Annotated in this window: 23 protein-coding genes and 1 pseudogene; 18 read left to right on the forward strand and 6 right to left on the reverse strand. The window is 68.9% G+C overall.

Going from position 1 to position 24,616, the window contains the following annotated elements; translation table 11 throughout:
• Positions 1-4: 4 nt before the first annotated feature.
• The 5 genes from E3U26_RS15245 (at position 5) to E3U26_RS15265 (ending at position 6,116) form a co-directional block, all read left to right on the forward strand.
• Positions 5-964 carry an efflux RND transporter periplasmic adaptor subunit gene (locus E3U26_RS15245; protein WP_072462602.1) on the forward strand — a complete coding sequence of 320 codons (960 nt, stop codon included), beginning with the start codon at positions 5-7 and terminating at the stop codon, positions 962-964.
• Positions 961-4,152 (forward strand): efflux RND transporter permease subunit, encoded by a 3,192-nt coding sequence (locus E3U26_RS15250; protein WP_499105880.1) that lies wholly within the window; start codon positions 961-963, stop codon positions 4,150-4,152. The genes E3U26_RS15245 and E3U26_RS15250 overlap by 4 nt, the downstream gene beginning before the upstream one ends.
• 87 nt (positions 4,153-4,239) lie before the next feature.
• On the forward strand, positions 4,240-5,046 hold the full coding sequence (locus E3U26_RS15255; protein WP_499105881.1) for an AraC family transcriptional regulator: 807 nt from the start codon (positions 4,240-4,242) through the stop codon (positions 5,044-5,046).
• A gap of 66 nt (positions 5,047-5,112) precedes the next feature.
• Positions 5,113-5,514: a DUF2000 domain-containing protein gene (locus E3U26_RS15260; protein ID WP_072462605.1), complete on the forward strand. Its 402-nt coding sequence runs from the start codon at positions 5,113-5,115 to the stop codon at positions 5,512-5,514.
• Between the two features lie 2 nt (positions 5,515-5,516).
• A complete protein-coding gene (locus tag E3U26_RS15265) occupies positions 5,517-6,116 on the forward strand; it encodes a LysE family translocator (protein ID WP_499105882.1) in 600 nt (199 codons plus the stop codon).
• Positions 6,117-6,178: 62 nt separating this feature from the next.
• On the opposite strand, the gene E3U26_RS15270 is transcribed toward E3U26_RS15265, so the two are convergent.
• Both E3U26_RS15270 and E3U26_RS15275 read right to left on the reverse strand, forming a co-directional pair.
• Positions 6,179-6,541, reverse strand: coding sequence for a DUF5368 domain-containing protein (locus tag E3U26_RS15270; RefSeq protein WP_036755399.1), 363 nt, complete (start codon positions 6,539-6,541; stop codon positions 6,179-6,181).
• Between the two features lie 16 nt (positions 6,542-6,557).
• Complete coding sequence (locus E3U26_RS15275; RefSeq protein ID WP_036755396.1) at positions 6,558-7,907, reverse strand: NAD(P)/FAD-dependent oxidoreductase; 1,350 nt, start codon at positions 7,905-7,907, stop codon at positions 6,558-6,560.
• 363 nt (positions 7,908-8,270) lie between these two features.
• Between E3U26_RS15275 and E3U26_RS15280 the strand changes: the two genes are divergently transcribed.
• From E3U26_RS15280 to E3U26_RS15305, 6 genes and pseudogenes are all read left to right on the forward strand, one after another.
• Positions 8,271-9,548 carry a permease family protein gene (locus E3U26_RS15280; RefSeq protein WP_499105883.1) on the forward strand — a complete coding sequence of 426 codons (1,278 nt, stop codon included), beginning with the start codon at positions 8,271-8,273 and terminating at the stop codon, positions 9,546-9,548.
• A gap of 166 nt (positions 9,549-9,714) precedes the next feature.
• Positions 9,715-10,395, forward strand: coding sequence for a phosphatidylserine decarboxylase (locus E3U26_RS15285; RefSeq protein WP_140847139.1), 681 nt, complete (start codon positions 9,715-9,717; stop codon positions 10,393-10,395).
• A complete protein-coding gene (gene pssA / locus E3U26_RS15290) occupies positions 10,395-11,138 on the forward strand; it encodes a CDP-diacylglycerol--serine O-phosphatidyltransferase (RefSeq protein ID WP_114537947.1) in 744 nt (247 codons plus the stop codon). The genes E3U26_RS15285 and pssA overlap by 1 nt, the downstream gene beginning before the upstream one ends.
• A gap of 8 nt (positions 11,139-11,146) precedes the next feature.
• The gene (locus E3U26_RS15295) at positions 11,147-11,764 is read left to right on the forward strand and encodes a class I SAM-dependent methyltransferase (protein WP_072462608.1); all 618 of its coding nucleotides are present in this window, start codon (positions 11,147-11,149) and stop codon (positions 11,762-11,764) included.
• A gap of 42 nt (positions 11,765-11,806) precedes the next feature.
• Entirely contained in the window at positions 11,807-12,193 is a 387-nt protein-coding gene (locus E3U26_RS15300; protein WP_499105884.1) for a DUF4186 domain-containing protein, read from the forward strand.
• Positions 12,190-12,652, forward strand: a pseudogene (locus tag E3U26_RS15305) (YbaK/EbsC family protein). The gene E3U26_RS15300 and the pseudogene E3U26_RS15305 overlap by 4 nt, the downstream one beginning before the upstream one ends.
• Before the next feature lie 363 nt (positions 12,653-13,015).
• Here the strand turns inward: E3U26_RS15305 and E3U26_RS15310 are convergent.
• The 4 genes from E3U26_RS15310 to paaG all read right to left on the reverse strand — a co-directional run bounded on the left by E3U26_RS15310 (position 13,016) and on the right by paaG (position 16,329).
• On the reverse strand, positions 13,016-13,615 hold the full coding sequence (locus tag E3U26_RS15310; protein WP_036755443.1) for a TetR/AcrR family transcriptional regulator: 600 nt from the start codon (positions 13,613-13,615) through the stop codon (positions 13,016-13,018).
• Between the two features lie 125 nt (positions 13,616-13,740).
• On the reverse strand, positions 13,741-15,051 hold the full coding sequence (paaK, locus tag E3U26_RS15315; RefSeq protein WP_499105885.1) for a phenylacetate--CoA ligase: 1,311 nt from the start codon (positions 15,049-15,051) through the stop codon (positions 13,741-13,743).
• A 28-nt stretch (positions 15,052-15,079) separates the two neighbouring features.
• Entirely contained in the window at positions 15,080-15,535 is a 456-nt protein-coding gene (gene paaI, locus E3U26_RS15320) for a hydroxyphenylacetyl-CoA thioesterase PaaI (RefSeq protein WP_499105886.1), read from the reverse strand.
• Between the two features lie 5 nt (positions 15,536-15,540).
• Positions 15,541-16,329: an enoyl-CoA hydratase gene (paaG, locus tag E3U26_RS15325; protein ID WP_499105887.1), complete on the reverse strand. Its 789-nt coding sequence runs from the start codon at positions 16,327-16,329 to the stop codon at positions 15,541-15,543.
• Positions 16,330-16,431: 102 nt separating this feature from the next.
• Between paaG and paaN the strand changes: the two genes are divergently transcribed.
• The 7 genes from paaN (at position 16,432) to E3U26_RS15360 (ending at position 24,561) form a co-directional block, all read left to right on the forward strand.
• Entirely contained in the window at positions 16,432-18,081 is a 1,650-nt protein-coding gene (gene paaN / locus E3U26_RS15330; RefSeq protein WP_499105888.1) for an aldehyde dehydrogenase family protein, read from the forward strand.
• A gap of 34 nt (positions 18,082-18,115) precedes the next feature.
• Complete coding sequence (locus tag E3U26_RS15335) at positions 18,116-19,261, forward strand: ABC transporter substrate-binding protein (protein WP_499105889.1); 1,146 nt, start codon at positions 18,116-18,118, stop codon at positions 19,259-19,261.
• A gap of 68 nt (positions 19,262-19,329) precedes the next feature.
• Entirely contained in the window at positions 19,330-20,202 is an 873-nt protein-coding gene (locus E3U26_RS15340) for a branched-chain amino acid ABC transporter permease (RefSeq protein ID WP_036755374.1), read from the forward strand.
• Positions 20,202-21,161, forward strand: a complete 960-nt coding sequence (locus E3U26_RS15345) for a branched-chain amino acid ABC transporter permease (RefSeq protein ID WP_499105890.1) — start codon at positions 20,202-20,204, stop codon at positions 21,159-21,161. The genes E3U26_RS15340 and E3U26_RS15345 overlap by 1 nt, the downstream gene beginning before the upstream one ends.
• Positions 21,158-21,937: an ABC transporter ATP-binding protein gene (locus E3U26_RS15350; RefSeq protein ID WP_036755371.1), complete on the forward strand. Its 780-nt coding sequence runs from the start codon at positions 21,158-21,160 to the stop codon at positions 21,935-21,937. Before E3U26_RS15345 ends, E3U26_RS15350 begins: the two co-directional genes overlap by 4 nt.
• The gene (locus E3U26_RS15355) at positions 21,924-22,625 is read left to right on the forward strand and encodes an ABC transporter ATP-binding protein (RefSeq protein WP_036755370.1); all 702 of its coding nucleotides are present in this window, start codon (positions 21,924-21,926) and stop codon (positions 22,623-22,625) included. The genes E3U26_RS15350 and E3U26_RS15355 overlap by 14 nt, the downstream gene beginning before the upstream one ends.
• A 4-nt stretch (positions 22,626-22,629) precedes the next feature.
• Positions 22,630-24,561, forward strand: coding sequence for a fatty acid beta-oxidation multifunctional protein (locus E3U26_RS15360; RefSeq protein ID WP_499105891.1), 1,932 nt, complete (start codon positions 22,630-22,632; stop codon positions 24,559-24,561).
• The last annotated feature ends 55 nt before the right edge of the window (positions 24,562-24,616 follow it).

Here is a 24,616-nt window from a genome sequence, read left to right on the forward strand (position 1 = left end):
ATCCATGCGATTGCTGCTGCTTGTCGCGCTTGTCGCCACCGGGCCGGCGCTGGCCGAGCCGTTGATCCTGGACTGGAGCGCGGTGCCCGAGATGAAGGCCGTCTACGGCACGGTCGAGGCCCGTGACACCATCCCGGCGCGGGCGCGCATCGGCGGCACGGTCGTGGAACTGCTGGTCAGCGAGGGGGATCGCGTCGAGGCGGGGGCGACGCTCGCCACCGTCCGCGACGACAAGATCGCCTTCCAGATCGCGGCCTTCGCCTCGCGGATCGAGGCGTTGCGGGCGCAGCTGGCCGAGGCGGAATCCGACTATGCGCGCGGCCAGTCGCTGGTGCAGCGCGGCGCGGCTTCGCAGCAGCGGGTCGAGCAGTTGCAGACCGCGGTCGATGTCATCCGCGGCCAGATCGCCGCGGCCGAGGCCGAGCGCGCCGTCATCGAGCAGCAGCAAGCCGAAGGTGCGGTCCTGGCCCCGGTCTCGGGCCTGGTGCTGAGCGTGCCGGCCGTGCGCGGCTCGGTGGTGATGCCGGGCGAGGTGGTGGCGAGCGTGGGCGGCGGCGGCTTCTTCCTGCGCCTGTCGGTGCCGGAACGCCATGCCGCCGACCTGGCCGAAGGGGCCGAAATCCAGATCAGGGCCGGCGGCCAGGCTGCTGCGGGCCGGCTGGCCAAGGTCTATCCGCTGATCCAGGGCGGCCGGGTGCAGGCCGATGTCGAGGTCGACCGGCTGCCCGACGCCTTTGTCGGCGCGCGCGTGGCGGTGGACCTGCCTGTGGGCGAGCGCCGGGCGCTTCTGGTGCCCGCCGCGGCGGTGACGACCCGCGCCGGGGTGGATTTCGTCAGCGTCGCCGGCGCCGCGGGCGAAGAGCGGCGGGCGGTGCTGACCGGCGAAAGCCTGGCCCAGGACGATATTGAGATGGTCGAGATCCTGACCGGCCTTGCGCCGGGGGAAACGGTGATCGTCCCATGAACATCCCCGGCGACACCCCCCGCAGCCCCGGCCTGGCCGGCTGGCTGACGCGCGGCTTCATCACCTCGCCGCTGACGCCGCTGTTCCTGATCGCGGCGCTGGCCTTCGGGCTCATCGCGCTGATCAGCCTGCCGCGCGAGGAGGAGCCGCAGATTTCGGTCCCCATGGTGGACATCCGCGTCCAGGCCCCCGGCCTGCGGGCCGAGGATGCGGTCAAGCTGGTGACAGAGCCGCTGGAGACCATCGTCAAGGGGATCGACGGGGTCGAGCATATCTATTCCCAGACCCAGGACGACGGCGTGCTGGTCACGGCGCGCTTCCTGGTCGGCACCCCCTCCGATGCGGCGGTGCTGCGGGTGCATGACAAGCTGCGCGCCAACATGGACCGCATCCCGGTCGGCATCCCCGAGCCGCAGGTGCTCGGGCGCGGCATCGACGACGTGGCCATCGTGGCGCTGACGCTTTCGGCTCGACCCGATGCGGCGGACCGGGTGACGGCTGCCGAACTGACCCGCATCGCCCGCGAATTGCGCACCGAACTGGCCAAGATCGACGATGTCGGCCTGACCTATCTGATCGGCGAGACGGAGGAAGCGATCCGCGTCGCCCCCGACCCCGCCCGGTTGGCGCTTTACGGCATCACGCTGCAACAGCTGGCCGGCAAGGTCCAGGGCGCCAACCGTGCCCTGCCGGCGGGGATGCTGCGCGACGACGGCCAGCAGGTGATGCTGGTCGCGGGCGAGACCCTGCGCAGCCCCGACGAGATCGGCAACCTGGTGCTGACCGCGCGCGACGGCCGCCCGGTCTATGTCCGCGACGTGGCCGACGTGGGTTTCGTCTCCGATACGGCCGAGGCGCTGGTCGCCACCGTCACCCGCGATTCCGCCCGGCGCCCGGCGGTGACGCTGGCGCTGGCCAAGCGCGCCGGCGCCAATGCCGTCACCGTGGCCGAGGCGATCCTGCACCGCGCCGAGGCACTGCAAGGCACGCTGATCCCCGACGACATGCAGGTCGAGATCACCCGCGACTATGGCGAGACGGCCAACGAAAAGGCCAACGAGTTGCTGTATCACCTGGGCCTGGCCACGCTGTCGATCATCGCGCTGGTCTGGCTCGCCATCGGCCGGCGCGAGGCGCTGGTGGTGGCGGTGGTGATCCCGGTGACGATCCTGCTGACGCTGTTCGCGTCCTGGATCATGGGCTATACGCTGAACCGGGTCAGCCTGTTCGCGCTGATCTTCTCGATCGGCATCCTGGTGGACGACGCCATCGTGGTGATCGAGAACATCGCCCGGCATTGGGGCATGGGCGGCACCGACCGCCGCGAAACCGCCATCAGCGCGGTGATCGAGGTCGGCAACCCCACCATCGTCGCCACCCTGACCGTGGTGGTGGCGCTGCTGCCGATGCTGTTCGTCTCGGGGATGATGGGGCCTTACATGAGCCCGATCCCCGCGAACGCCTCGGTCGCGATGATCTTTTCCTTCTTCGTCGCGGTGACGGTGACGCCCTGGCTGATGCTGAAGGTGGCGGGCCGCGCGCCGCTGCACCACGGCGCCGAGGGGCAGGGCGGCCGGCTGGGCCGCGCCTATGCCGCCGTCGCCCGGCCGGTTCTGGCCAGCAAGGGGCGCGCATGGCTGTTCCTGGGCGGGGTGATCGTGCTGACCTTCGGCTCGCTCGCGCTGTTCTATACCCGCGACGTGACGGTGAAGCTTCTGCCCTTCGACAACAAGTCGGAACTGTCCGTGACCATCGACCTGCCCGAAGGCGCGGCGGTCGAGGCGACGGATGCCGTGGCCCAGGCGGTGGCCAGGGTGGCGATGGACCTGCCCGAGGTGGTCTCGGTCCAGACCCATGCCGCCGCCGCGGCGCCGTTCAATTTCAACGGCCTGGTGCGGCATTCCTTCTATCGCACCCAGCCGCAGCAGGGCGAGGTGGCGGTCAACCTGGCGCCCAAGCATGACCGCGACCGCTCGAGCCACCAGATCGCGCTGGACCTGCGCGCGCGCATCCTGGCCCTGCCGCTGCCCGAGGGCACGGTGCTGAAGGTGGTGGAACCTCCGCCCGGCCCGCCGGTGATGGCGACGCTTCTGGCCGAGATCTATGGCCCCGACCCGCAGACCCGCCGCGCGGTGGGCGAAAAGGTCGAGGCGGCCTTCCGCTCGGTCCCCTTCATCGTCGATGTGGACAATTCCTGGGGTGATGCCGCGCCGCGGCTGCGGGCGCTGATCTCGCCCGACGACCTGGATTTCTACGGCGTGGCGGAATCGGATGTCTTCGACAGCATCGCCATCCTGAACGGCTCGACCACGGTCGGCTATTCCCACCGGGGCGAGGGGCGCGCGCCCATCCCGATCCGCGTCGAGCGGCCCCGCGAACAGCGCGTGCCGGGCGAGGATTTCCTGACCACGCCGATCCCGGCCGACCTTCTGCCCGGCAATCGCGGCGTGGTCGAGCTGGGCGACGTGGTGCGGATCGAGGAAGAGCGCGCCTCGCATATCCTGTTCCGCCACAACGGCCGCCCGGCCGAGATGGTGACGGCGGAACTCGCCGGCGATTTCGAGGCGCCGCTCTACGGCATGATGGCGGTCAAGGATGCGCTGGAGGCGCAGGACTGGACCGGCCTGCCCAAGCCCGAGATCCGGCTGCGCGGCCAGCCCGAGGACGATAGTGCCAGCACGCTGCTGTGGGACGGCGAATGGGAGGTGACCTGGGTCACCTTCCGCGACATGGGCGGGGCCTTTGCGGTGGCGCTTCTGGGCATCTATATCCTGGTCGTGGCGCAGTTCGGCTCGTTCCGGCTGCCGCTGGTGATCCTGACCCCGGTGCCGCTGACCTTCATCGGCATCCTGGGCGGACATTGGTTGTTCGGCGCGCCTTTTTCGGCGCCGTCGATGATCGGTTTCATCGCCTTGGCCGGGATCATCGTCAGGAACTCGATCCTGCTGGTGGATTTCATCCGCCACGACACCACCGGCCGGCCGCTGACCGAGGTGCTGATCGACGCCGGCGCCGTGCGCTTCCGGCCGATCCTGCTGACCGCTCTGGCGGCAATGATCGGGGCGGCGGTGATCCTGACCGATCCGATCTTCCAGGGGCTGGCGATCTCGCTCTTCTTCGGGCTGATCTCCTCGACGCTGCTGACGGTGCTGGTCATCCCGGCGGTCTATCGGGTGTTCCGCACCTGAGCCGCCGGGCCGATGGCTGGTCTTGGCGGGATGGTTGCCCTATTCCCAAGGAAAAGCCCGGCCGCCTTTCCTGCCACGACCGATGCCATGCAAGCAAACCGTTATCACCACCTCGGCTGGCATCTCGGCATCGAACTGTTCGAGGCCGCCTTCAGCCACCAGACCTTTGGCCGCCATGCGCATGAGGGCTTTGCCATCGGCGCCATCGCCGAAGGGGCGGGCGGCTATGTCTGCCGCGGCGAAACCATGGTGTTGCCGGCCGGCACGCTGTCGCTGATGAACCCCGAAGAGCCGCATACCGGGCACGCCGCCGCCGACCGGGTGCGCTATACCATGCTTTACGCGTCCGAGGCGGCGGTCCGCGCCGTGCTGGGGCTGCGTGTCCTGCGCGGCTTTGCCGCCATCGCGCCGCGCGACCGCGGATTGCGCCTGGGCCGGGCCCTGGCGCATCTGGCCCATTGCCTGAATGCCCCGCCCAGCCCCGACTGGCGCCTTGCGGCGGAAGAGGCCGCGCATGGGGCCCTGGCGCTGGCCTTCGGCCAATACGGCCGCGCCGAATTGCGCTCGGCAGGGGACGAGCCGGCGGCGGTCCGGGCGGTCCGGGCACGGATCGTCGCCGGGGTCGAGGCGGGTGAGGCGCTGGCCCTTGCCGACCTGGCCGCCGAGGTGGGGCTGAACCCCTCTTACCTGATCCGCAGCATGCGGCGGGCCACCGGGCTGACGCCGCATGCCCATGTCTTGCAGGCCCGCATCGGCCATGCCCGCCGGCTGCTGCTGGAGGGCGTGCCCGCCGCCGAGGCCGCGGTCGCGGCGGGGTTTTGCGACCAGGCGCATCTGATCCGCCAATTCCGCCGCCACCTGGGCGTCACCCCCGGCGCGCTGCTGCGGCATTAGCAGGTCGATTTCGTCCAATCCTTGCCCGCTCGATCCATGGCACGGGGTCCGGGAAAGGATTCGCCCATGCCATTGAAACCCGTCATCATCCTGGCCGCAGACCTGCCCCTGGGGCTCAAGGCCAATTTCGCCGCCGTCCTGGGCATGAGCCTGGGCCGGCTTCGTCCCGACCTGCTGGGCGGCGCGACCCCCACCGGCGACGGCATCGCCTTGCCCGGCATCACCGCTGTTCCCCTGCCGGTGCTATGCGCGCCGCTGCAGGATCTGCCCGGCCTTTTCGCCCAGGCCGAGGCCCTGCCGCTGCGGCTGGCCTATATGCGCGCCGCCTTCGAGGCGCGGGACTATCCCGATTACACCGCCCGCATCGCCGCCGCGCCGCTGGCCGATCATGCGCCGCAGGCGATCCTGCTGGCGGGGCCGCGCAAGGCAGTGGACCGGATCTGCGGCCGCCTGCCGCTGCTGCGTTGACCATGGCCGACCCGCAGGCCCTGCTGGCCATGGCCAGTTTCGCCCTGGCAGCCTCGGCCACGCCGGGGCCGGTCAATATCATCGGCGCCATGACCGGCGCGCGGTTTGGTCCGCGCCGGGCGCTGGCCTTCGTCAGCGGGGCGACCGCCGGCTTCCTGGTGCTGCTGCTGGGTTTTGGTGCCGGCCTGCTGGCGGGAACCGGCTGGATCCTGGCGCTGTCCCGGCCCATGACGCTGGCCGGTGCGGCCTATCTGCTGTGGCTGGCATGGCGCCTGCTGCGCGACGACGGCCGGGTCGCATGGCGCGATCCGGCGGGGCAAGCCGCGCCCGGCTTCTGGTCCGGTGCGCTGGTGCAGGGCCTGAACCCCAAGGCCTGGCTGGCGGCGCTGTCCTCGCTTTCGACCTTCGTGATGCCGCTGGCCGAGCCGGCGGCGGGGCTGGTGGTCTTCGCCGCGCTTTTCGGCGCGATCTGCTGGGCCTCGCTGGCTGCATGGGCCTGGGGCGGGGCACGGTTCGGACAGGGCCGGCTGCGGGCGTTCAACCGCGGCATGGCCCTGATCCTGGCGCTATCGGTCGGCTGGATGCTGGTGCAGGCCTTCTGACGAGCCTGCGCGCAAGCGCAGGGCGGTCCCGGAGCCCGACCACCCTGCACTTGCGCCCCGGATCAGGGATTCTGCCCGGACCGCGGAGGCCGCAGCAGCGACTGGACGGTATAGACCAGGATGGCGCTGCCCACCGCGCCCAGCACCGCCACGCCCAGAAGCACGATCACGTCGATCGGCCCGCCGATGTCGCGCAGGCCGGAATGCGTCATCTGCTGGACGAAGATCACCGCCAGAATCGCACCGAAGGGCATGGACAGCTGCGCCCAGAGGAATTTGCGCATCGACATCGCCCGGTCGCGGATCAGCACGTAAAGATAGGCCGCCGTGACCAGCAGGGCGAGCGCGACCATGGTCCAGAACAGGCCGCGGCCGAAGATTTCCTCGAAGACCGCGATCAGGGTGCCGAATGTCAGTTCTTTCATGTTGCTTCCCCTTTCGTCAGGCCCGGCCGCGCAGCATGGCGTTATAGGTGGCCTTCAGCGCCACCTCTTTCATCAACCAGCTGATCCACAGCTCTTCCAGCGGGGCGATCACGCCGGGGAACGAGGGCACCAGGTTGTTGTGATAGTCGAACTCGACCAGCATCGCCCGGCCGACGCGGGTGATGAGCGGGCAGGAGGTGTAGCCGTCATAGATCTCGGTCCCCTCGCGCCCCTGCAGGGCGGCGACCAGATGGTCCTCGATCACCGGAACCTGCCATTTCACCGAAGCCGCGGTCTTGCCCTTGGGCACGCCCGCCACGTCGCCAAGCGCGAAGATCTCCGGGTAGCGCAGATGGCGCAGGGTCTTCATGTCGCATTCGACCCAGCCCTGGTCGGTCCATTTGTCGGCCCAGGAAAGCCCCGACTGCCGGATCACCTCGGGCGCGCGCTGCGGCGGGATGACGTGCAGGTAGTCATAGGGCATCTCGGTGGTGGACTTGACCATCTCGCCCGTCGCCGGGTCGGGGGCGGCGGTTTCGAACCGCGCCGTCTTGCGGCCGGGGTCGATGGATTTCAGCGTATGGCCGTAATAGGTGGCCACGCCGCGCTCGGCGAACAGCATGCGCACCTTTTCCGCGACGATCGGCACCGAGAACAGCGCCGTCTGCGGGCAGGTGTAATGCATCTCGTACTTGCCCTTGGCACCGCCGCGGCTGGCGATGTCGTCCAGCAGGAAGGTATGCTTCAGCGGCGCGCCGGCGCATTTCATCTCGGTCTCGGGGCGGGCGAACAGGCCGATGCCGCCTTCCTCGGTGAATTTCGACGCCGCCTGCCAGGTCCTGGCCGCATATTCCGGCCCGGCATAAAGCGCGCCGATCCCGTCCTTGCCCACCATGTCCAGCGAAAAGCCCTGGATCGCGCCGTGATCCAGCACCAGGCCCGGCGCCACCACCAGGAAGTCGTAGTCGAGCTTTTGCCCCTTTTCGGTCGAGACGGTCTTGGCCAGGGGGTCGATGGCAGCCGCCGCCTCGGCGATCAGCGTCACGCCCGAGGGCAGCCAGTCGGTCGTCTTGGACACCACGTAATTGGCCGGCTTCAGCCCCGCGGCGACCAGCGACAGGCCGGGCTGGTAAAGATGCTGCGCCCTGGGGTCGATCAGGGTGATCTGCGCCCCGTCCAGCCGCTGCACCAGGCGGTTGGCCAAGGCGGTGCCGCCGGCGCCGGCGCCGATGATGATGATCCTGGCTTTCGTCGCGATCCTGCTGGCCTGGGCGGCGCGAACCCCCAGTCCCGCCGTCACCGCGCCGGCAAGGGCAAAGCTCAACACTCCCCTGCGAGAGGGTCGGAAATCGTCTCGTCCTGTCATTCGGCCTCCTCCGTGACCTTTTGCGGCCGGCCCCGGAGCGTGGTTTCCGGTTCTGCGGCCACATGCGCTGACACCCGCCCAAGCCTGCAACGACCGTCAAGCCAGCCGCAGCACGCAGGCGTCCTACAGGTAAGCACAAGACGGTCGGGGCGGCGTTCCCAGTTACCCGAGCCAGATGTTGGATGTATTCATATTCGATCCTATGAATGTATCAATATGCCAGATAGCTCGCATTTTACTTGCGCGGCACTTGGTCGCAGCGCCCGGCAAGGCAGGGCATTTGCGCCATTGCGCGGTTGCCACTGGCCTTTTTGCGCAAACCCGCCCACAAGCCGGTCCATCGAACCGAATCCGAGAGACGTGATGGGCTATTTTCCTGACTGGCGCCCCGCCGCGGGCGCCACGGTGCTTCCCGATGAAAAGCTGCCGCTGACCCAGGCGGTGCCGATGAGCCTGCAACATTTGCTGGCGATGTCCGGCTCGACCATCCTGGCGCCGCTGATCATGGGCTTCGATCCCAATGTCGCGGTGTTCTTTTCCGGCATCGGCACGCTGCTGTTCTTTGCCGTCACCGGCGGGCGGGTGCCCAGCTATCTGGGCTCGTCCTTTGCCTTCATCGCCGTCATCATGGCCGCGACCGGCTTTGCCGGCGGCGGGCCGAACCCCAATATCGCCGTGGCGCTTGGCGGCATCATCGCCGCCGGCCTCGTCTATGTGCTGATCGGGCTGGTGGTGATGGCCATCGGCGCGGGCTGGGTGGAAAAGCTGATGCCGCCGGCGGTGACGGGCGCCATCGGCATGTCCATCGGGCTGAACCTGGCGCCGGTGGCGGTCAAGCAGCTGGCCGGCAGCCACGCGCATCTGAGCATCGCGCTGGCGACCGTGCTGAGCATGGCCATGGTCTCGGTCTATGGCCGGCAGGCCACGCGGCGGATCGCGGTGCTGGTCGCGCTGCTCTTCGGCTATGGGCTGGTGCTGGTCCTTGGCAACGGGCTGGGGCTGGTGCCGGGCATCGACTTCGCCGCCGTCGCCGCCGCGCCCTGGTTCGGGGTGCCGAACTTTACCGCGCCGCGCTTCGAATGGTCGGCGATCAGCCTGATCGCCCCGGTCGCCATCGTGCTGGTGGCCGAGAACCTGGGCCATATCAAGGCCCTGGGCGCGATCACCGGGCAGAGCATGGACCGCTATATCGGCCGGGGCTTCTTGGGCGACGGGCTGGCCACCATGCTGGCCGGCGCGGGCGGCGGCACCGGCGTCACCACCTATGCCGAGAACATCGGCGTCATGGCCATGACCCGCGTCTATTCCACGCTGATCTTTCCCATGGCGGCGGCGATCGCGATCTTCCTGGGGCTCTCGCCCAAGTTCGGCGCCGTGCTGCAAACCATCCCGGCGCCGGTGCTGGCGGGGCTGGCGGTGTCGGTCTTTGGCCTGATCGCATCGGCCATGGCGCGGATCTGGGTGGACAACAAGGTCGATTTCTCGGACCCGCGCAACCTGTTCACCGTGGGTGTGGCGCTGATCATGGGGGCGGGGGATTTCACCGTGAACATCGGCAATTTCTCGCTGGGCGGCATCGGCACCTCGACCTTTGCGGCGCTGGCGCTCTACCAGCTGCTGGGCATCGGCCGGCGGGCGTGACATCCTGAGGCGGGCCCCGCGACCGGGGCCTGCGCCCTGGGGCGGCCGGATGCCCCTGCGGCAAGGACCGCGCGCCAGGGACAACATGTATGGCAGGCTGCGCTATTGCGTGCGGTTTCAATCGCATTATGACTGGCGGCGCCGATCAGCCCATGGGGAATGCCAGATGCGCATGCGCGACACCTTCATCAAGCCCATGCACCGCGAGGGCATCCGCTTCGTGGCGGCCTTTGCCGCCGCCACCCTGCTGCTGTTCCTGATATGGGAGCCGCTGGGCTGGATCGGGGTCGGGCTGACCGTCTGGTGCTATTACTTCTTCCGCGATCCCGAACGGGTGACGCCGGCGCGGCCCGGACTGGTCATCAGCCCGGCGGACGGCGTCGTCTCGCTGATCGAGCCGGCGGTGCCGCCGGCCGAGCTGGGCATGGCCGACACCCCGCTGACCCGCGTCAGCGTGTTCATGAGCGTCTTCAACTGCCATGTGAACCGCAGCCCCGTGGCGGGCGAGGTGGTGGCGGTCGCCTATCGGCCGGGCAAGTTCTTCAACGCCTCGCTGGACAAGGCCAGCGTCGACAACGAAAGAAACGGGCTGCGCATCCGCATGGCGGACGGGCGCGACCTGGCGGTGGTGCAGATCGCCGGGCTGGTCGCGCGCCGCATCGTCTGCTTCGTCAAGCCCGGCGACCGGCTCGGCCGGGGCGAACGCTTCGGGCTGATCCGATTCGGCTCGCGGCTGGATGTCTATCTGCCGCCGGGCGTGGTGCCGCTGGTCGAGATCGGCCAGACCATGGTCGCGGGCGAATCGGTCATCGCCGAACTGGCGCCGGCCGGGCAGGCGGAGGCGTGATGGACCAACCCACCGGCCCGCAGACCGAATTTTCGCTGGTCCAGCTCTTGCCCAACGTGCTGACCATCGTCGCGGTTTGCGCCGGGCTGACCGCCATCCGCTTCGGCGTGCAGGGCGACTACATGCCGGCGGCGCTGCTGATCATCGCCGCGGGCATCCTGGACGGCATCGACGGGCGGATCGCGCGGCTGCTGGGCTCCTCCAGCAAGATGGGGGCCGAGCTGGATTCGCTGGCGGATTTCCTGAATTTCGGCGTTGCCCCGCCGCTGATCCTGTATTTCTGGGCGCTGCGGGACTCTCGCGGCCTGGGCTGGATCTGCGTGCTGCTTTTCGCCGTCTGCTGCGTGATCCGGCTGGCGCGCTTCAACGTCTCGGCCAAGTCCGAGGATGCGCAGCGCGACAGCGCCTATTTCGAGGGCATCCCCTCGCCCGCCGGGGCGCTGCTGGTGATGCTGCCGATGTATCTGTCCTTCGCCTTCGCCGACCGGCCGATGCTGCCGGCGATACTGATCTGCCTGCACATGGTCCTGGTGGGGCTGCTGCTGATCAGCCGCATCCCGACCTGGTCCTTCAAGACCACCCGGATCTCGCGCGAGAACGTCAAGTTCTTCCTGGTCGGCGTGGCCTTCGTCGGGGCGGCATTGCTGACCTTCGCCTGGGTGACGCTGATCGCGTTGTGCCTGGGTTATGTCGTCATGGTCATCTGGGCCTGGATCGACCGGGAACGACCCTCAAACCGATAGGAACGGCCATGGACATCAAATCCATCCAAGCCTCGTATTCACGCTGGGCGCCGGTCTATGACCGGACCTTCGGGGCGGCGACCAACATGGGCCGGCGCCGGGCGGTGGACTATATCAACCGCCGCGGCGGCTCGGTGCTGGAGGTGGGGGTCGGCACCGGCCTGTCGCTGGAGCATTACGGCCCGCACATGCAGGTCACGGGCATCGACTTCAGCCGCGAGATGCTGGACAAGGCCGTCGCCAAGGTGCAGCGGCTGGGGCTGAAGCAGGTGCAGGCGCTGCGGCAGATGGATGCGCGGGCGCTGGATTTCCCCGACAACCATTTCGACACGGTGACGGCGATGCACGTCCTGTCGGTGGTGCCCGAGCCCGAGCGGGTGATGGCCGAGATCGCGCGGGTCTGCAAGCCGGGCGGCAAGGTGGTCATCACCAACCATTTCGCGCGCGACCGCGGCGCCATGGCGGCGGTCGAGCGGATCTTCGCCCCCCTGGCCAACACCATCGGCTGGCATTCCGATTTCCGCATCGAGCGGGTGCTGGGCCAGGAATCGCTGGTCCTCGAGGAACGCCGCACCCTGCCGCCCCTGGGCATGATGACCTTTCTGGTTCTGGCCAAGGCGGGCTAGGCGGGGCTTTCCGCGTCGCGCCGGGGCGGCTATGTCCTGGGCATGACCGATCAGGACCAGATCCTGGGCCGGCTGGCCCGGTCCGCCTTTCGCAGCCGCTTTCGCCTTGGCCGGAAGGAGCGGAGCTATGCCGGCGCCAGGGGGCGCGAGACCGTCGCCGCCCATGCGCGCGACTTCATCGCCGCGCGGCTGGCGCCGGCCGAGCCGCCGAACGACGGCCGCCAGACCCCGATGCGCGGCCATCCGGTCTTCATCGCCCAGCACGCCACCGCCTGCTGCTGCCGCTCCTGCCTGCAGAAATGGCACGGCATCCCGCGCGGCCGGGCGCTGGATGCCGCGCAGCAGGCGCAGATCGTCGACCTGCTGATGGCCTGGATCGACCGCGAGATGGGCTTTCGCCCGCCGCCGCCGGAAAGGCCCGCGGAATGAGCGGCGCCACCCCGGCCACGCAATTCCTGCTTCGGGCGCAGGTGGCCTTTCGCCCGGTCGAATACCGCTATGATCCGGGGTCCGAGCGCGTGGCGCTGCAAGCGGCCGAGGCCATCGGCCTGCCGCCCGCCCGCCTGCTCAAGACGCTGATGGTCGAGGTGGACGGCCGCCCCGCCTGCGCGGTCCTGCCCGGCGATCGCAGCCTGTCGATGAAGCGGGTGGCGGCGGCATTCGGCGGCGATGATGCCGCCCGCCAAGGCCGAGCGGCTGACCGGCTATCATACCGGCGGCATCAGCCCCTTCGGCCAGCGCCGCCCGGTGCCGGTGGCCTTCGAGGCCGAGGCCATTGGCTTTGACGAGGTGGCGATCAACGGCGGCAGGCGCGGGCTGTTGCTGCTGCTGTCGCCGCGCGATGCGCTGGCCGCGCTGTCGGCCAGGGCGGCACCGCTGTCGGCCTAGCCCCCGCAATCGCCATTCCCCTTAACCAGTTGCTGGTGGCTGCGAGAAGGTCGCAGCCATTTAACGGGATGGTCCTGCGGTCGTAGCGGGTCGCGAAACGGGAAGTGTCTGGATCTGTCGAAGCCGCGTTCGATGCCGTTTCTCTCGTTCACAAACAGACGGCTATCATTCCCGGTCCGGCCCGGATCGCCTGCCTCGCCCGGCGGATGCGACGCGATTCTCTCCCATTGGGCGTGGCTCAACGTCGAGCGCTTCGTGGCCATCCTGAACCCCGTGTCATCTCGGGATGTCCAGTGAACCGCTGAATTCCACCCAAGGAAAATCCTGAATGTCGATCCGCCCTGGGACACCGCGCGGGGGGCTTCAGCGGACCGCCTTGATCCCTTCCAGGATCAGGGTGGTCGCCACGTCGGCGTAATCCTCGCGCGTGATGCGGCCGCCGTCGCGGAACCACATGTAGACCCAGTTCATCATCCCGAACAGCGACATGGTCACGGGGGTCAGCAGGGGGCGCTGCGGATCGTCCAGGTCGGGGTTGATCTCGCGCAGGACGGCGGCGAAGCGCTTGACGATGCGGCGCTCGACGCCCAGGATCTCGGCCTTCTGCTCGTCGCCCAGGGCAGGGGTGGCGTTCAGCTGCACCTTGTGCTGGTTGTCCGCGCCGCGATAGCGCTCCAGCACCGTGCCGACCAGCCGGCGCAGGCGCTGCTGCGGCGGCAGGGTCGGGTCGTCCGCCTCTTCGATGGCGGCTTCCAGCTCTTCCAGATGGGTGATGATGATGGCGAAGATCAGCGCGTCCTTGCTGGGATAGTAGTGGTAAAGCAGCGCCTTGGAGACCTGGCTGTGGGTGGCGATCTGCGCCATGGATGCCTTTTCCATGCCCAGATCGGCAAAGACCTCGGCCGCCTTGTCCAGAAGGCCGCGTTGCTTTTCCTCGAAATCCGCTGCCCGTGTCCGAGCCATGCCATTCCTCATCAGATCATTTGTTCGCCCGCGGTCGGGAGGCGAGAAAAACAAGGGGGCGCATGGCCCCCCAACGACTTAGCGGGTTTGCGACCGCGCGTCATATTGGTTGCCGCGTTGCGGCATCATGTCTTGGGCCGATTGTCAAGCACCCGCTTGGCCTTGCCTTCGGAACGGGCAATGGCGTTGGGGTCCTTGACCTCGATCCGGGTCGAGACGCCGACCACGCTTTTTATGTGATGCGCCAGTTCCTTGGCGGAATGGGCGCGGGCGGAATCCTCGGCCATCTCGGCGGTGCATTCGACATGCACGACCATGCTGTCCATCCGGCCCGAGCGGGTCAGCTCGATCTGGAAATGCGGCGCCAGGCCCTTGCATTTCAGGATCTGCTCTTCGATCTGGGTCGGGAAGACGTTGACGCCGCGCAGGATGATCATGTCGTCGCTGCGGCCGGTGATTTTCTCGATCCGGCGCATCGAGCGGGCGGTGCCGGGCAGCAGGCGGGTCAGGTCGCGGGTGCGGTAGCGCACCATCGGCAGCCCTTCCTTGGTCAGCGTGGTAAAGACCAGCTCGCCGATCTCGCCGTCGGGCAGCACCTCGCCCGTCGCCGGGTCGATGATCTCGGGATAGAAATGGTCCTCCCAGATGTGCAGCCCATCCTTGGTCTCGACGCATTCCATGGCGACGCCGGGGCCCATGACCTCGCTGAGGCCGTAGATGTCGACGGCGTGCATGTCGAAGGCTTCCTCGATCTCCTGCCGCATGGCGTTGGTCCAGGGCTCGGCGCCGAAGATGCCGATCTGCAACGAGGACTCGCGCGGGTCCAGGCCCTGGCGGCGGAACTCGTCCAGGATCGACAGCATGTAGCTGGGCGTCACCATGATGATGCGCGGCTTGAAGTCGTCGATCAGCGTCACCTGCCGCTCGGTCATGCCGCCCGAGATCGGGACCACGGTGCAGCCCAGCCGCTCGGCGCCGTAATGCGCGCCGAGACCGCCGGTGAACAGCCCGTAGCCATAGGCGTTGTGCAGGATGTCGCCCGGACGCCCGCCCGCGGCGCGGATCGAGCGCGCGATCAGGTTCGCCCAATGGTCGATGTCGGCCTGGGTATAGCCCACGACGGTCGGCTTGCCGGTGGTGCCGGACGAGCCGTGGATGCGCACCAGCTTGGACTGCGGCACGGCGAACATGCCGAAGGGATAGGTGTCGCGCAGGTCCTGCTTGGTGGTGAAGGGGAATTTCGCGATGTCCCTGAGGGACTTCAGATCCTCGGGATGGGCGTCATGTTCGATGAAGCGGTTGCGATAGAAGGGCGAATTTTCGAAGGCGTGCTTCAGCGACCGCTTCATGCGGTGGAATTGGAGGGCCTCGATCTCGTCGCGCGAGGCGATCTCGATCGGGTCCAGCTCTTTCCTTTCGGGCGCCAATGGGTGCATGGATTCCTCCCCTTGCGATGGGTTGCGGTCAGCCTTCGACCGGCAGATGGGTGCCTTTGACGGTGCGGGAATGGCCGCGGAACTCGGCCACATGCGCACCGTCCTGATTGGTGATGCGGATGTCGTAGATGCCCGAGCGGCCGCGGCGCGACACCTCGCGCGCCGTCGCCGTCAGGCGGTCGCCGATGCGGCCCGGCAGCAGGTAGGTGATCGAGCAATGCTGCGCGACGACCAGCTGGTTGTAGCTGTTGCAGGCAAAGGCGAAGGCGCTGTCGGCCAGGGTAAAGATATAGCCGCCGTGGCAATTGCCGTGGCCGTTCGACATGGCCTCGCTGATGGTCATGGACAGCGTGGCCTCGCCCGGTGCGATATGGTCCAGGCTCATGCCCAGCCGCTGGCTGGCGGAATCGTCGTTCCACATCGCCCTGGCCGAGGCTTCGGCCAGCTCCTGCGGGGTCATCTGCGCGGCGGGTTTCCCGGTCATGTCGTTCATTGTCCCCTGAACTCCGGCTTGCGCTTTTCCAGGAAGGCGGCGACGCCTTCGGCATAATCGGCGCTGTGGCCGGCCCGCCGCTGGCAGTCGCGCTCCAGGTCGAGCTGTTCTTCCAGGCTGTTGCCGGCCGAGGCCTGGATCATCTGCTTGGTCAGGCCCAGCCCCAGCGTCGGGCCGGCCGCCAGCGATTTCGCCAGCGCCGTGGCCTCGTCCATCAGCGCCGCGTCCTCGACGGCCTTCCAGATCAGGCCCCATTCGGCCGCCGTTTCCGCGCCTAGCGGCTCGGCCGTCAGGGTCAGCGCCTTGGCGCGCGGCTCGCCCAGGATGCGGGTCAGCGACCAGGAGCCGCCGGCATCCGGCACCAGCCCGATCTTGGCGAAGGCCTGGACGAATTTCGCCGATCTCGCCGCCAGCACGATGTCGCAGGCGATGGCGATGTTCGCACCGGCGCCGGCGGCGACGCCGTTCACCGCGCAGACCACCGGCTTGGCCAGCGAACGGATCAGCCGCACCGAGGGGTTGTAATAGGCTTCCAGCGTATGGCCCAGGTCGGGTGCCTCGCCGCCGTTGCGCGGGTCGCGGTCGCCCAGGTCCTGGCCGGCGCAGAAGCCGCGGCCGGCGCCGGTCAGCAGCACCGCGCGCACCGCGGCATCGTCATGTGCCCTTTGCAGGCCGGCATGCAGCGCCATGTGCATGTCCTTGTTGAAGGAATTCAGCTTGTCGGGGCGATTGAGCGTCAGCGTCAGCACGCCATCGGCCAAGGCCGTCAGGACGGTTTCCGTCATCGGTAAAACTCCCATGCCCCGGCTTCTGGGGCTCCCTGAAAATTTTTGTTGCATAAACCGACCGGCCGGTCAATGATAATCTGGCAAATGAGGGGGAACGCCGTGACAGAATTTTTCGACCGCCATCGGCCGATGCTGGACGCCGCGCTGGACGCTGTCCGCCAGCGCGCATTCTGGAGCCCGTTCCCCGAGATTCCAAGCGGCAAGATCTATGGGGAATCGGCGCGCCAGGACGGCGAAACCGGCTTCGCGGCGCTGCGCCATGCCGCCTTCGAACTGCCTGGGCATCCGAATCAGCGCTGGCTGGGTGCCGAGGTCTCGCCCTTTGGCGGCGCGCTGGGGATCACCTATCCGGCCGCCGATGCCGCGACGCTGATCGCCGCGGCGCAGGCGGCGCAGCCGGCACTGGCGGCGGCCAGCCCCGAGGCGCGGGTGGGCGCCTGCCTCGAGGCGCTGGTGCGGCTCAACCGCATGAGCTTCCTTATCGGCCAGGCCACCATGCACACCACCGGCCAGGCCTTTGCCATGGCCTTCCAGGCGGGCGGGCCGCATGCCCAGGACCGCGGGCTCGAGGCCGTGGCGATGGCCTGGGACGAGATGACGCGCTTTGCCCCGCAGGCGCGCTGGGAAAAGCCGCAGGGCAAGGCGGCGCCGATCCTGCTGGAAAAGCACTGGTCGATCGTGCCCGCGGGCCTGTCGCTGGCCATCGGCTGCAACACTTTCCCGACCTGGAACAGCTATTCCGGGATCTTCGCCAGCCTGGCCACCGGCAACCCGGTAATCGTCAAGCCGCATCCCGCCGCCATCCTGCCGCTGGCGCTGACCGTGCGGGCCTTGCGCGAGGTGCTGGCCGAGGCCGGCCTGCCCGCCGATTCGGTGCTGCTGGCCGTGGACGAGCGCGGGGCCGAGATCACCCAGGAACTCGCCACCGATCCGGCGGTGCGGCTGATCGACTATACCGGCTCGGCCGCTTTCGGCGACTGGCTGCGCAGCCACGCGACCCAGGCGCAGCTGTTCACCGAAGAGGCGGGGGTCAACACCGTCACCATCGCCGCGACCGACGACTTCGCCGGCATGTGCGACAACCTGGCCTTTTCGCTGGCGCTTTATTCCGGGCAGATGTGCACCGCGCCGCAGAACATCTATGTGCCCGAGGGCGGCATCGACACCGACCAGGGCCGCAAGAGCTTCGACGAGGTCGGGCTGGCGCTGGCCGGCGCCATCGACGCCCTGCTGGCCGACCCGGCCCGCGCGGCGGGCATCTGCGGCGCCATCGCCAACCAGGCGACGCTGGAGCGGGTGCAGCAGGCGCGCGGCCTGGGCCGGGTGCTACGCGATTCGGCGCCCGTGGGGCAGGGGCGGACCGCCACCCCGCTGCTCTTGGCACTGCGGGACGGCGATCCGGCCTGCGAGCGGGAATGCTTCGGCCCCGTCGCCTTCGTCGTCGCGGTGAAGGATGCCGATGTCGCCATTGCGCGGGCCGCCGAGCTGGCGCGGCGCAAGGGCGCGATCACCGCCGCGCTCTATGACCGGGACGAGGCGCGCATCGCCCGTGCCGCGCAGGCCTTTGCCGCGGCCGGCGTCAACCTGTCGGTGAACCTGACCGGCAACATCTATGTCAACCAATCGGCGGCCTTCAGCGATTTCCACGTCACCGGCGCCAACCCGGCCGGCAATGCCTGCCTGACCGACACCGCCTTCGTCGCCAGCCGGTTCCGGCGCGCCATGTGGCGCCGGCCCGCGGCGGCCTGACCCTGTAAACTGGTTCTCTGGGAGGAGACACATCATGAAAAAGACCCTGACGACGACCGTTCCGGCCGCGCTGATCGCGCTTGGCCTGGCCTCTGCCGCCAGCGCCGAGATCAGGATCGGCGCCTCGGTTTCCGCGACCGGCCCCGCCGCCTTCCTCGGCGACCCCGAGGCCAAGACCCTGCAAATGCTGGTCGAGGAGCTGAACGCCAAGGGCGGCATCAACGGCGAAGAGATCGCGCTGGTGCTTTACGACGACGGCGGCGACGCCAATAAGGCGCGCACCTTCGCCACCCGGCTGATCGAGGATGACGAGGTGCAGGCCATCATCGGCGGCACCACCACCGGCACCTCGATGTCGATCCTGGCTGTGGCCGAGGACGCCGAGATCCCCTTCATCTCGCTGGCCGGCGCCATCGACATCATCCAGCCGGTCAAGCCCTTTACCTTCAAGACCCCGCATACCGACCGCATGGCCTGCCAGAAGATCTTCGAGGACATGCAGAAAAGCGGCATCCAGAAGATCGGCATGATCTCGGGCACCGACGGCTTCGGCGCCTCGATGCAGGCGCAATGCAAGGACGTGGTCGGCGAATACGGCATCGAGATCGCCGCGGACGAGACCTATGACCCCAAGGACGCCGACATGACGGCGCAGCTGACCAAGATCCGCAACACCGATGGCGTGCAGGCGGTGCTGAACCCCGGCTTCGGCCAGGGCCCGTCCATCGTGACGCGCAACTATCGCCAGCTGGGCATCGAGCTGCCGCTCTACCAGTCGCATGGCGTCGCCTCGGACGGGTTCATCGAGCTTGCCGGCAAGGAAGCGGCCGAGGGCGTGCGCCTGCCCGGCACCGCGCTGCTCGTCGTGGACCTCTTGGCCGAGGACGATCCGCAAAAGCCGGTGGTGACGGCCTACAAGGCGGCCTTCGAGGGCAAGTTCAACGAGCCGGTCGGCACCTTCGGCGGCTATGCCCATGACGGCTTCGCCCTGCTGGTCGATGCGGTGACGCGCGCCGGTTCCGCGGAACCCGCCGCGATCCGCGACGCGCTGGAGCAGACCTCGGGGCTGGCGGGCACGACCGGCATCTACACCATGTCGCCCGAGGACCATCTGGGGCTGGACCTGTCGGCCTTCCGCATGCTGGAGGTCAAGGACGGCAGCTGGTCCATCGTCGAATGACCCCGCGCGGTCCCCGCCCTGGGGACCGCTTCCGCCCGCTCGGGAGAGCCCAGCCAGAGAGCCTCGGCATGTCTGAACTTCTGCAATTCCTGTTTTCAGGGCTGACGGTGGGCGCGGTCTATGCGCTGGTCGCCCTGGGTTTCACCATCATCTACAACGCCTCGGACGTGGTGAACTTCGCCCAGGGCGAGTTCGTCATGCTGGGCGGCATGGTCACATGGTTCGCCCATGCCGCCGGGCTGCCGCTGCCGCTGGCGGCGCTGGTCGCCATCCTGGCGACCGCAGCCCTGGGGGTCGCGATCAACAAGCTTGCGATCGAGCCGGCGCGCGGCGCGCCCGTCGTCTCGCTCATCATCATCACCATCGGCGCCTCGGTCTTTCTGCAGGGCGCGGCGCAGCTGGTCTTCGACAAGCAGATCCACAGCTTCCCGGCCTTTTCGGGCGACACGCCGCTGCGCATCGGCGGCGCGACGATCCAGCCGCAAAGCCTGTGGGTGATCGGTGGCGCGCTGGTGGTCTTTGCCGGGCTGTGGCTGTTCTTCACCCGCACGCTCCTGGGCCGGGCGGTGCTGGCCACCTCGAACAACCGGCTGGCGGCGCAGCTGGTCGGCATCAACACCAATTTCGTCATGACGCTGTCCTTTGCGCTGTCGGCCGGGATCGGCGCGCTGGCCGGGGTCTTGGCGACGCCGATCACCCTGACCGCCTATAGCGTCGGCATCGGCTTCGCGCTGAAAGGCTTTGCCGGCGCCATGCTGGGCGGCATGGGCAATCCCAAGGGCGCGCTGGCCGGCGGTTTCCTGATCGGGCTGATCGAGGCGCTGACCGCGGGCTACCTGTCCTCGACCTACAAGGAGGCCGCGGCCTTCGTCGTGATCCTGCTGGTGCTGTTCTTCATGCCGCAGGGCCTGTTCGGCCGCAAATCGACGGAGCGGGTGTGATGCCGAGACTGACCGCCAAATCCGCCACGCTGCTGGTGCTGGCCGCGCTGATCGCGGTGACGCCGTTCTTCTTTCCCTCGGGCTACTACTACCGCGTCGGCGCGCTGATCTTCGTCAACGGGCTGGCCGTGACCGGGATCGTGATCCTGACCGGCTATGCCGGACAGATCAGCCTGGGCCATGCCGGTTTCGCCGGCATCGGCGGCTATGCCTGCGCCTTGGCGCCCACGCATCTGGGCCTGCATCCGTCGCTGGCGGTGGTGCTGGGCGCGGTGATCTCGGGCGTGCTGGCCTATCTGGTCGGGCGGCCGATCCTGCGGCTCAAGGGCTATTACCTGGCCGTCGCCACGCTAGGCTTCGGCATCCTGGTCGCCATGGTGCTGAACAACGAACGCCAGCTGACCGGCGGGCCGGACGGCATCGCCGTGCCCGAACTGGGCTTGCGCGGGCTCTTGAAAGACTGGGGGCTGGACCTGACCAACGGCCAGTTCTGGTATTTCTTCTGCGGCATCGTGCTGCTGATCGGCGCCTGGATCGCGCTGAACCTCTATCAAAGCCCCAGCGGCCGGGCGCTGCGGGCGCTGCACGGCTCGGAAATCGCCGCGGGCACCGTGGGCATCGACATGGCGCGGGTCAAGCTGCAGGCCTTCGTCATCTCGGCCGTCTATGCCTCGGTCGCGGGCTCGCTGGTGGCGCTGCAGAACAAGTTCATCACCCCCGACGTCGCCGGCTTCATGCATTCGATCGAGATGGTGACGATGGCCGTCCTGGGTGGCGCCGGCTCGGTGCTGGGCGCGATCTTCGGCGCCGGCATCCTGACGCTGCTGCCGCAGGTGCTGACCGTCTTTGCCGAATACGAACAGCTCGTCCTGGGCCTGGTGATGATGCTGGTGATGATCTTCCTGCGGGAGGGGCTCTTGCCCTCGGTCCTGCGCAAGCTGCGGGGGAGGGGCGAATGACGCTGCTTTCGGTCGAGGGTCTGGGCATCAGCTTCGGCGGCATCAAGGCCGTGCATGATGTCAGCTTCAAGGTCGAGCCGGGCGAGATCGTCTCGGTCATCGGCCCGAACGGCGCTGGCAAGACCACGCTGTTCAACATGATCTCGGGCGTCTACCAGCCCGGATCGGGCCGGGTCGTGCTGGAGGGCGAGGACGTGACCGGCATGGCGCCGTTCCGCCTGGCAAGCCGCGGCATGTCGCGCACCTTCCAGAACCTGCAGATCTTCCAGAACATGACGGTGCTGGAAAACGCCATCTCGGGCTTTCACCTGCAGGAAAGGGGGCCGGTGCTGGCGGATCTCCTGCACCTGCCATCCTCGCGCCGCCGGGCCCGCGCGGCCGAGGCGGGCGCGCGCGAACTGCTGGCCCGCGTCGGGCTGGAGCGCGCGGCGGACCGCGAGGCGGGGAACCTGTCCTATGGCTCGCTCAAGCGGCTCGAGATCGCGCGGGCGCTGGCGATGCGGCCCAAGGTGCTGCTGCTCGACGAGCCGGCGGCGGGCTGCAACGCCGTCGAGACCGAGGAGATCGACCACCTGATCGCCGAGGTCGCCGCCTCCGGCACCGCCATCCTGCTGGTCGAGCATGACATGAAGATGGTCATGCGCATTTCCAGCCATATCGTCGTGCTGGACCATGGCGAAAAGATCGCCGAGGGCGCGCCGGCCGAGGTCAGCCGCAACCCGGCGGTGATCGCCGCCTATCTGGGAACCGAGGAGGGTGCCGATGCTGACGGTTGAGGGCTTGCGCTCGCGCTACGGGCGCATCGAGGTCTTGCACGGCATCGACCTGCATGTCGATTCCGGCGAGATCGTCACCGTGGTCGGCGCCAATGGCGCGGGCAAGACCACGCTGCTGCGCTGCCTGTCGGGGGTGCAGCCGGTCTCGGCCGGCACCATCACCTTCCGCGGCGAGCCGCTGGCCTCGGTGCCGGCCTATCGGCGGCTGGCCCGCGGGCTGGCGCAATCGCCCGAGGGGCGGCAGATCTTCACCAACCTGACGGTCGAGGAGAACCTGCGCCTCGGCGCCTTCCTCTACAGCGACGAGCGGGTGGAAAAGGACATGGAAGACGCCTTCCAGATGTTCCCGATCCTGAAGCAGAAGCGCAACCTCGCCGCCGGGGGCCTGTCGGGCGGCCAGCAGCAGATGCTGGCCATGGCGCGGGCGCTGATGGGCCGGCCGTCCTGCCTGCTTCTGGACGAGCCCTCGATGGGCCTGGCGCCGATCATCGTCCAGCAGATCTTCGACGTGGTCAGCGGGCTCAAGGCGCTCGGCGTGACCGTGCTGCTGGTGGAACAGAACGCCTTCGGCGCGCTGAAGATCGCCGATCGCGGCTATGTCATGGAAACCGGCCAGATCACCATGCAGGGTCCGGCCGAGGAGCTGATCGCCGATCCGCGCATCCGCGAAGCCTATCTGGGGATATGAGGAAATGACCGTAACCATCGCCCGCCAAGGGGAAATCGCCACCGTCACCGTGGACAACCCGCCCGTCAACGCGCTGTCCGCGGCGCTGCGGCAGGGGCTGTGGGACGCGGTGGAGACGCTGGACGCCGACGGCTCGGTCGCGGCGGTGGTGCTGGTCTGCGCCGGCCGCACCTTCATCGCCGGCGCGGACGTGACCGAATTCGGCAAGCCGCCGGTTCCGCCGCACCTGCCCGACCTGGTGGACCGGATCGAGGCGGCCGCGAAGCCCTGGGTCGCGGCGATCCACGGCTCGGCGCTTGGCGGCGGGCTCGAGGTGGCGATGGGCTGCCGCTTCCGGGTGGCCGCGCAGGGTGCCTCGCTGGGCCTGCCCGAGGTGAGCCTGGGCATCGTTCCCGGCGCCTCGGGCACGGTGCGCACGCCGCGCCTGGTGGGCGTTCCGGCCGCGGTCGAACTGGTGACTTCGGGCCGGCCCCTGCGGGCGGCGCAAGCCGCCGAGGCCGGGCTGGTCGATGCGGTGATCCAGGGCGATCTGCTGGAAGGGGCCGTGGCCTTTGCCCGCCACGCGCTGACCCGGCCCTTGCCCCAGCCGAGCTCGGCCCGCCCCGTCGCCGCGCCCGACCCGGCCTTCTGGGCCGAGCAGGAAAAGGCCGTCGCCAAGGGCGCCGCCGCGCCGCTGCGGGCGCTGGCCTGCCTGCGCAAGGCGGCCGAGGCAAGCTTTGCCGAGGCCATGGCCTTCGAGCGCGAGACCTTCCTGGAGCTGCGCAGCTCGGAACAGGCGGCGGCGCTGCGCCACGTCTTCTTCGCCGAGCGCGCCGCGCCGCGCCCGGCCGCCCTGCGCGATGTCGAGCCCTTGCCCCTGCGCCGCGCGGCGGTGGTCGGCGGCGGCACCATGGGCGCGGGCATCGCCGCCGCCATGCGCGACGCCGGCCTGCCGGTGGTGCTGGTCGAACGCGACGACGAGGCGGTGGCACGCGGCATGGCCAACCTGCGCGGCATCTTCGACGGCGCCGTCCGGCGCGGCAAGCTGACCCAGGCGCAGGCCGCCGACCGGCTGGCCGGCGTCACCGGGACCACCGACTATGCCCAACTGGCCGATGCCGACCTGGTCATCGAGGCGGTGTTCGAAGAGATCGGGGTCAAGCGCGCCGTCTTCGACCGGCTCGCCCAGGTCTGCCGGCCGGATGCGGTGCTGGCGACCAATACCTCCTATCTCGACCCGCGCGCCATCGCCGGGGGGCTGCCCGGCCCCGAGCGTTTCATCGGCCTGCATTTCTTCAGCCCGGCCAATGTGATGAAGCTCCTGGAGATCGTGCCCGTGCCCCAAACCTCGGAGAGCACGCTGGCGACCGGCTTTGCCCTGGCGCGGCTGCTGAAGAAGATCCCGGTCCGCGCCGGCATCTGCGAGGGCTTCATCGGCAACCGCATCCTGAAGCGCTATCGCGCCGCGGCCGAGGCGCTGGTCCGCCAGGGCGTGGCGATTGCCGAGATCGACGCCGCCATGCGCGGCCATGGCTTTGCCATGGGCCCGTTCGAGGCGCAGGATCTGGGCGGGCTCGACATCGCCTTCCTGCAACGCGAGGGCGCGCGGGCGGCGGGGCAGGCGGTGCCCGAGACGCTGGGCGACATCCTGGTCCGCGCCGGCCGCAAGGGGCAAAAGACCGGCGGCGGCTGGTATGACTATGCGCCGGGCGAGCGGCGCCCGCAGCCCTCGGCCCTGGTGGCCGCGCTGCTGGCGGGCGCGATCACCCCCGGCGGGGCGATGGACCGCGATGCGATCGCCGCGCATCTGGTCGCCGAGATGGCGGCCGAGGGGCAGGCGATCCTGGACGAGGGTATCGCGCAAACTCCCGCCGACATCGACCTGGTCGAGATCCACGGCTACGGCTTTCCGCGCTGGCGCGGCGGGCCGATGTTCGCGACCGGCATCCGCGGCTGAAGCGGCGGGGGCCGGGGCTGGACAGGGCAGGGTCGCTTGAAACCATGCGGCCCCT

It is taken from the genome of Paracoccus ferrooxidans (assembly GCF_029909815.1).
GTDB lineage: Bacteria > Pseudomonadota > Alphaproteobacteria > Rhodobacterales > Rhodobacteraceae > Paracoccus > Paracoccus versutus.

Excerpts from the sequence above, each read along its gene's own strand:
- pssA (WP_114537947.1), top strand. The coding sequence starts at position 10,395 with ATGGACCAACCCACCGGCCCGCAGACCGAATTTTCGCTGGTCCAGCTC.
- E3U26_RS15360 (WP_499105891.1), top strand. The coding sequence starts at position 22,630 with ATGACCGTAACCATCGCCCGCCAAGGGGAAATCGCCACCGTCACCGTG.
- E3U26_RS15275 (WP_036755396.1), bottom strand. The coding sequence starts at position 7,907 with ATGACAGGACGAGACGATTTCCGACCCTCTCGCAGGGGAGTGTTGAGC.
- paaG (WP_499105887.1), bottom strand. The coding sequence starts at position 16,329 with ATGACGGAAACCGTCCTGACGGCCTTGGCCGATGGCGTGCTGACGCTG.
- E3U26_RS15350 (WP_036755371.1), top strand. The coding sequence starts at position 21,158 with ATGACGCTGCTTTCGGTCGAGGGTCTGGGCATCAGCTTCGGCGGCATC.
- E3U26_RS15255 (WP_499105881.1), top strand. The coding sequence starts at position 4,240 with ATGCAAGCAAACCGTTATCACCACCTCGGCTGGCATCTCGGCATCGAA.
- E3U26_RS15280 (WP_499105883.1), top strand. The coding sequence starts at position 8,271 with ATGGGCTATTTTCCTGACTGGCGCCCCGCCGCGGGCGCCACGGTGCTT.
- E3U26_RS15300 (WP_499105884.1), top strand. The coding sequence starts at position 11,807 with ATGACCGATCAGGACCAGATCCTGGGCCGGCTGGCCCGGTCCGCCTTT.
- E3U26_RS15285 (WP_140847139.1), top strand. The coding sequence starts at position 9,715 with ATGCGCATGCGCGACACCTTCATCAAGCCCATGCACCGCGAGGGCATC.
- E3U26_RS15335 (WP_499105889.1), top strand. The coding sequence starts at position 18,116 with ATGAAAAAGACCCTGACGACGACCGTTCCGGCCGCGCTGATCGCGCTT.
- E3U26_RS15340 (WP_036755374.1), top strand. The coding sequence starts at position 19,330 with ATGTCTGAACTTCTGCAATTCCTGTTTTCAGGGCTGACGGTGGGCGCG.
- E3U26_RS15310 (WP_036755443.1), bottom strand. The coding sequence starts at position 13,615 with ATGGCTCGGACACGGGCAGCGGATTTCGAGGAAAAGCAACGCGGCCTT.
- paaI (WP_499105886.1), bottom strand. The coding sequence starts at position 15,535 with ATGACCGGGAAACCCGCCGCGCAGATGACCCCGCAGGAGCTGGCCGAA.
- E3U26_RS15270 (WP_036755399.1), bottom strand. The coding sequence starts at position 6,541 with ATGAAAGAACTGACATTCGGCACCCTGATCGCGGTCTTCGAGGAAATC.
- E3U26_RS15260 (WP_072462605.1), top strand. The coding sequence starts at position 5,113 with ATGCCATTGAAACCCGTCATCATCCTGGCCGCAGACCTGCCCCTGGGG.
- paaK (WP_499105885.1), bottom strand. The coding sequence starts at position 15,051 with ATGCACCCATTGGCGCCCGAAAGGAAAGAGCTGGACCCGATCGAGATC.
- E3U26_RS15250 (WP_499105880.1), top strand. The coding sequence starts at position 961 with ATGAACATCCCCGGCGACACCCCCCGCAGCCCCGGCCTGGCCGGCTGG.
- E3U26_RS15265 (WP_499105882.1), top strand. The coding sequence starts at position 5,517 with ATGGCCGACCCGCAGGCCCTGCTGGCCATGGCCAGTTTCGCCCTGGCA.
- E3U26_RS15245 (WP_072462602.1), top strand. The coding sequence starts at position 5 with ATGCGATTGCTGCTGCTTGTCGCGCTTGTCGCCACCGGGCCGGCGCTG.
- E3U26_RS15295 (WP_072462608.1), top strand. The coding sequence starts at position 11,147 with ATGGACATCAAATCCATCCAAGCCTCGTATTCACGCTGGGCGCCGGTC.
- E3U26_RS15345 (WP_499105890.1), top strand. The coding sequence starts at position 20,202 with ATGCCGAGACTGACCGCCAAATCCGCCACGCTGCTGGTGCTGGCCGCG.
- E3U26_RS15355 (WP_036755370.1), top strand. The coding sequence starts at position 21,924 with ATGCTGACGGTTGAGGGCTTGCGCTCGCGCTACGGGCGCATCGAGGTC.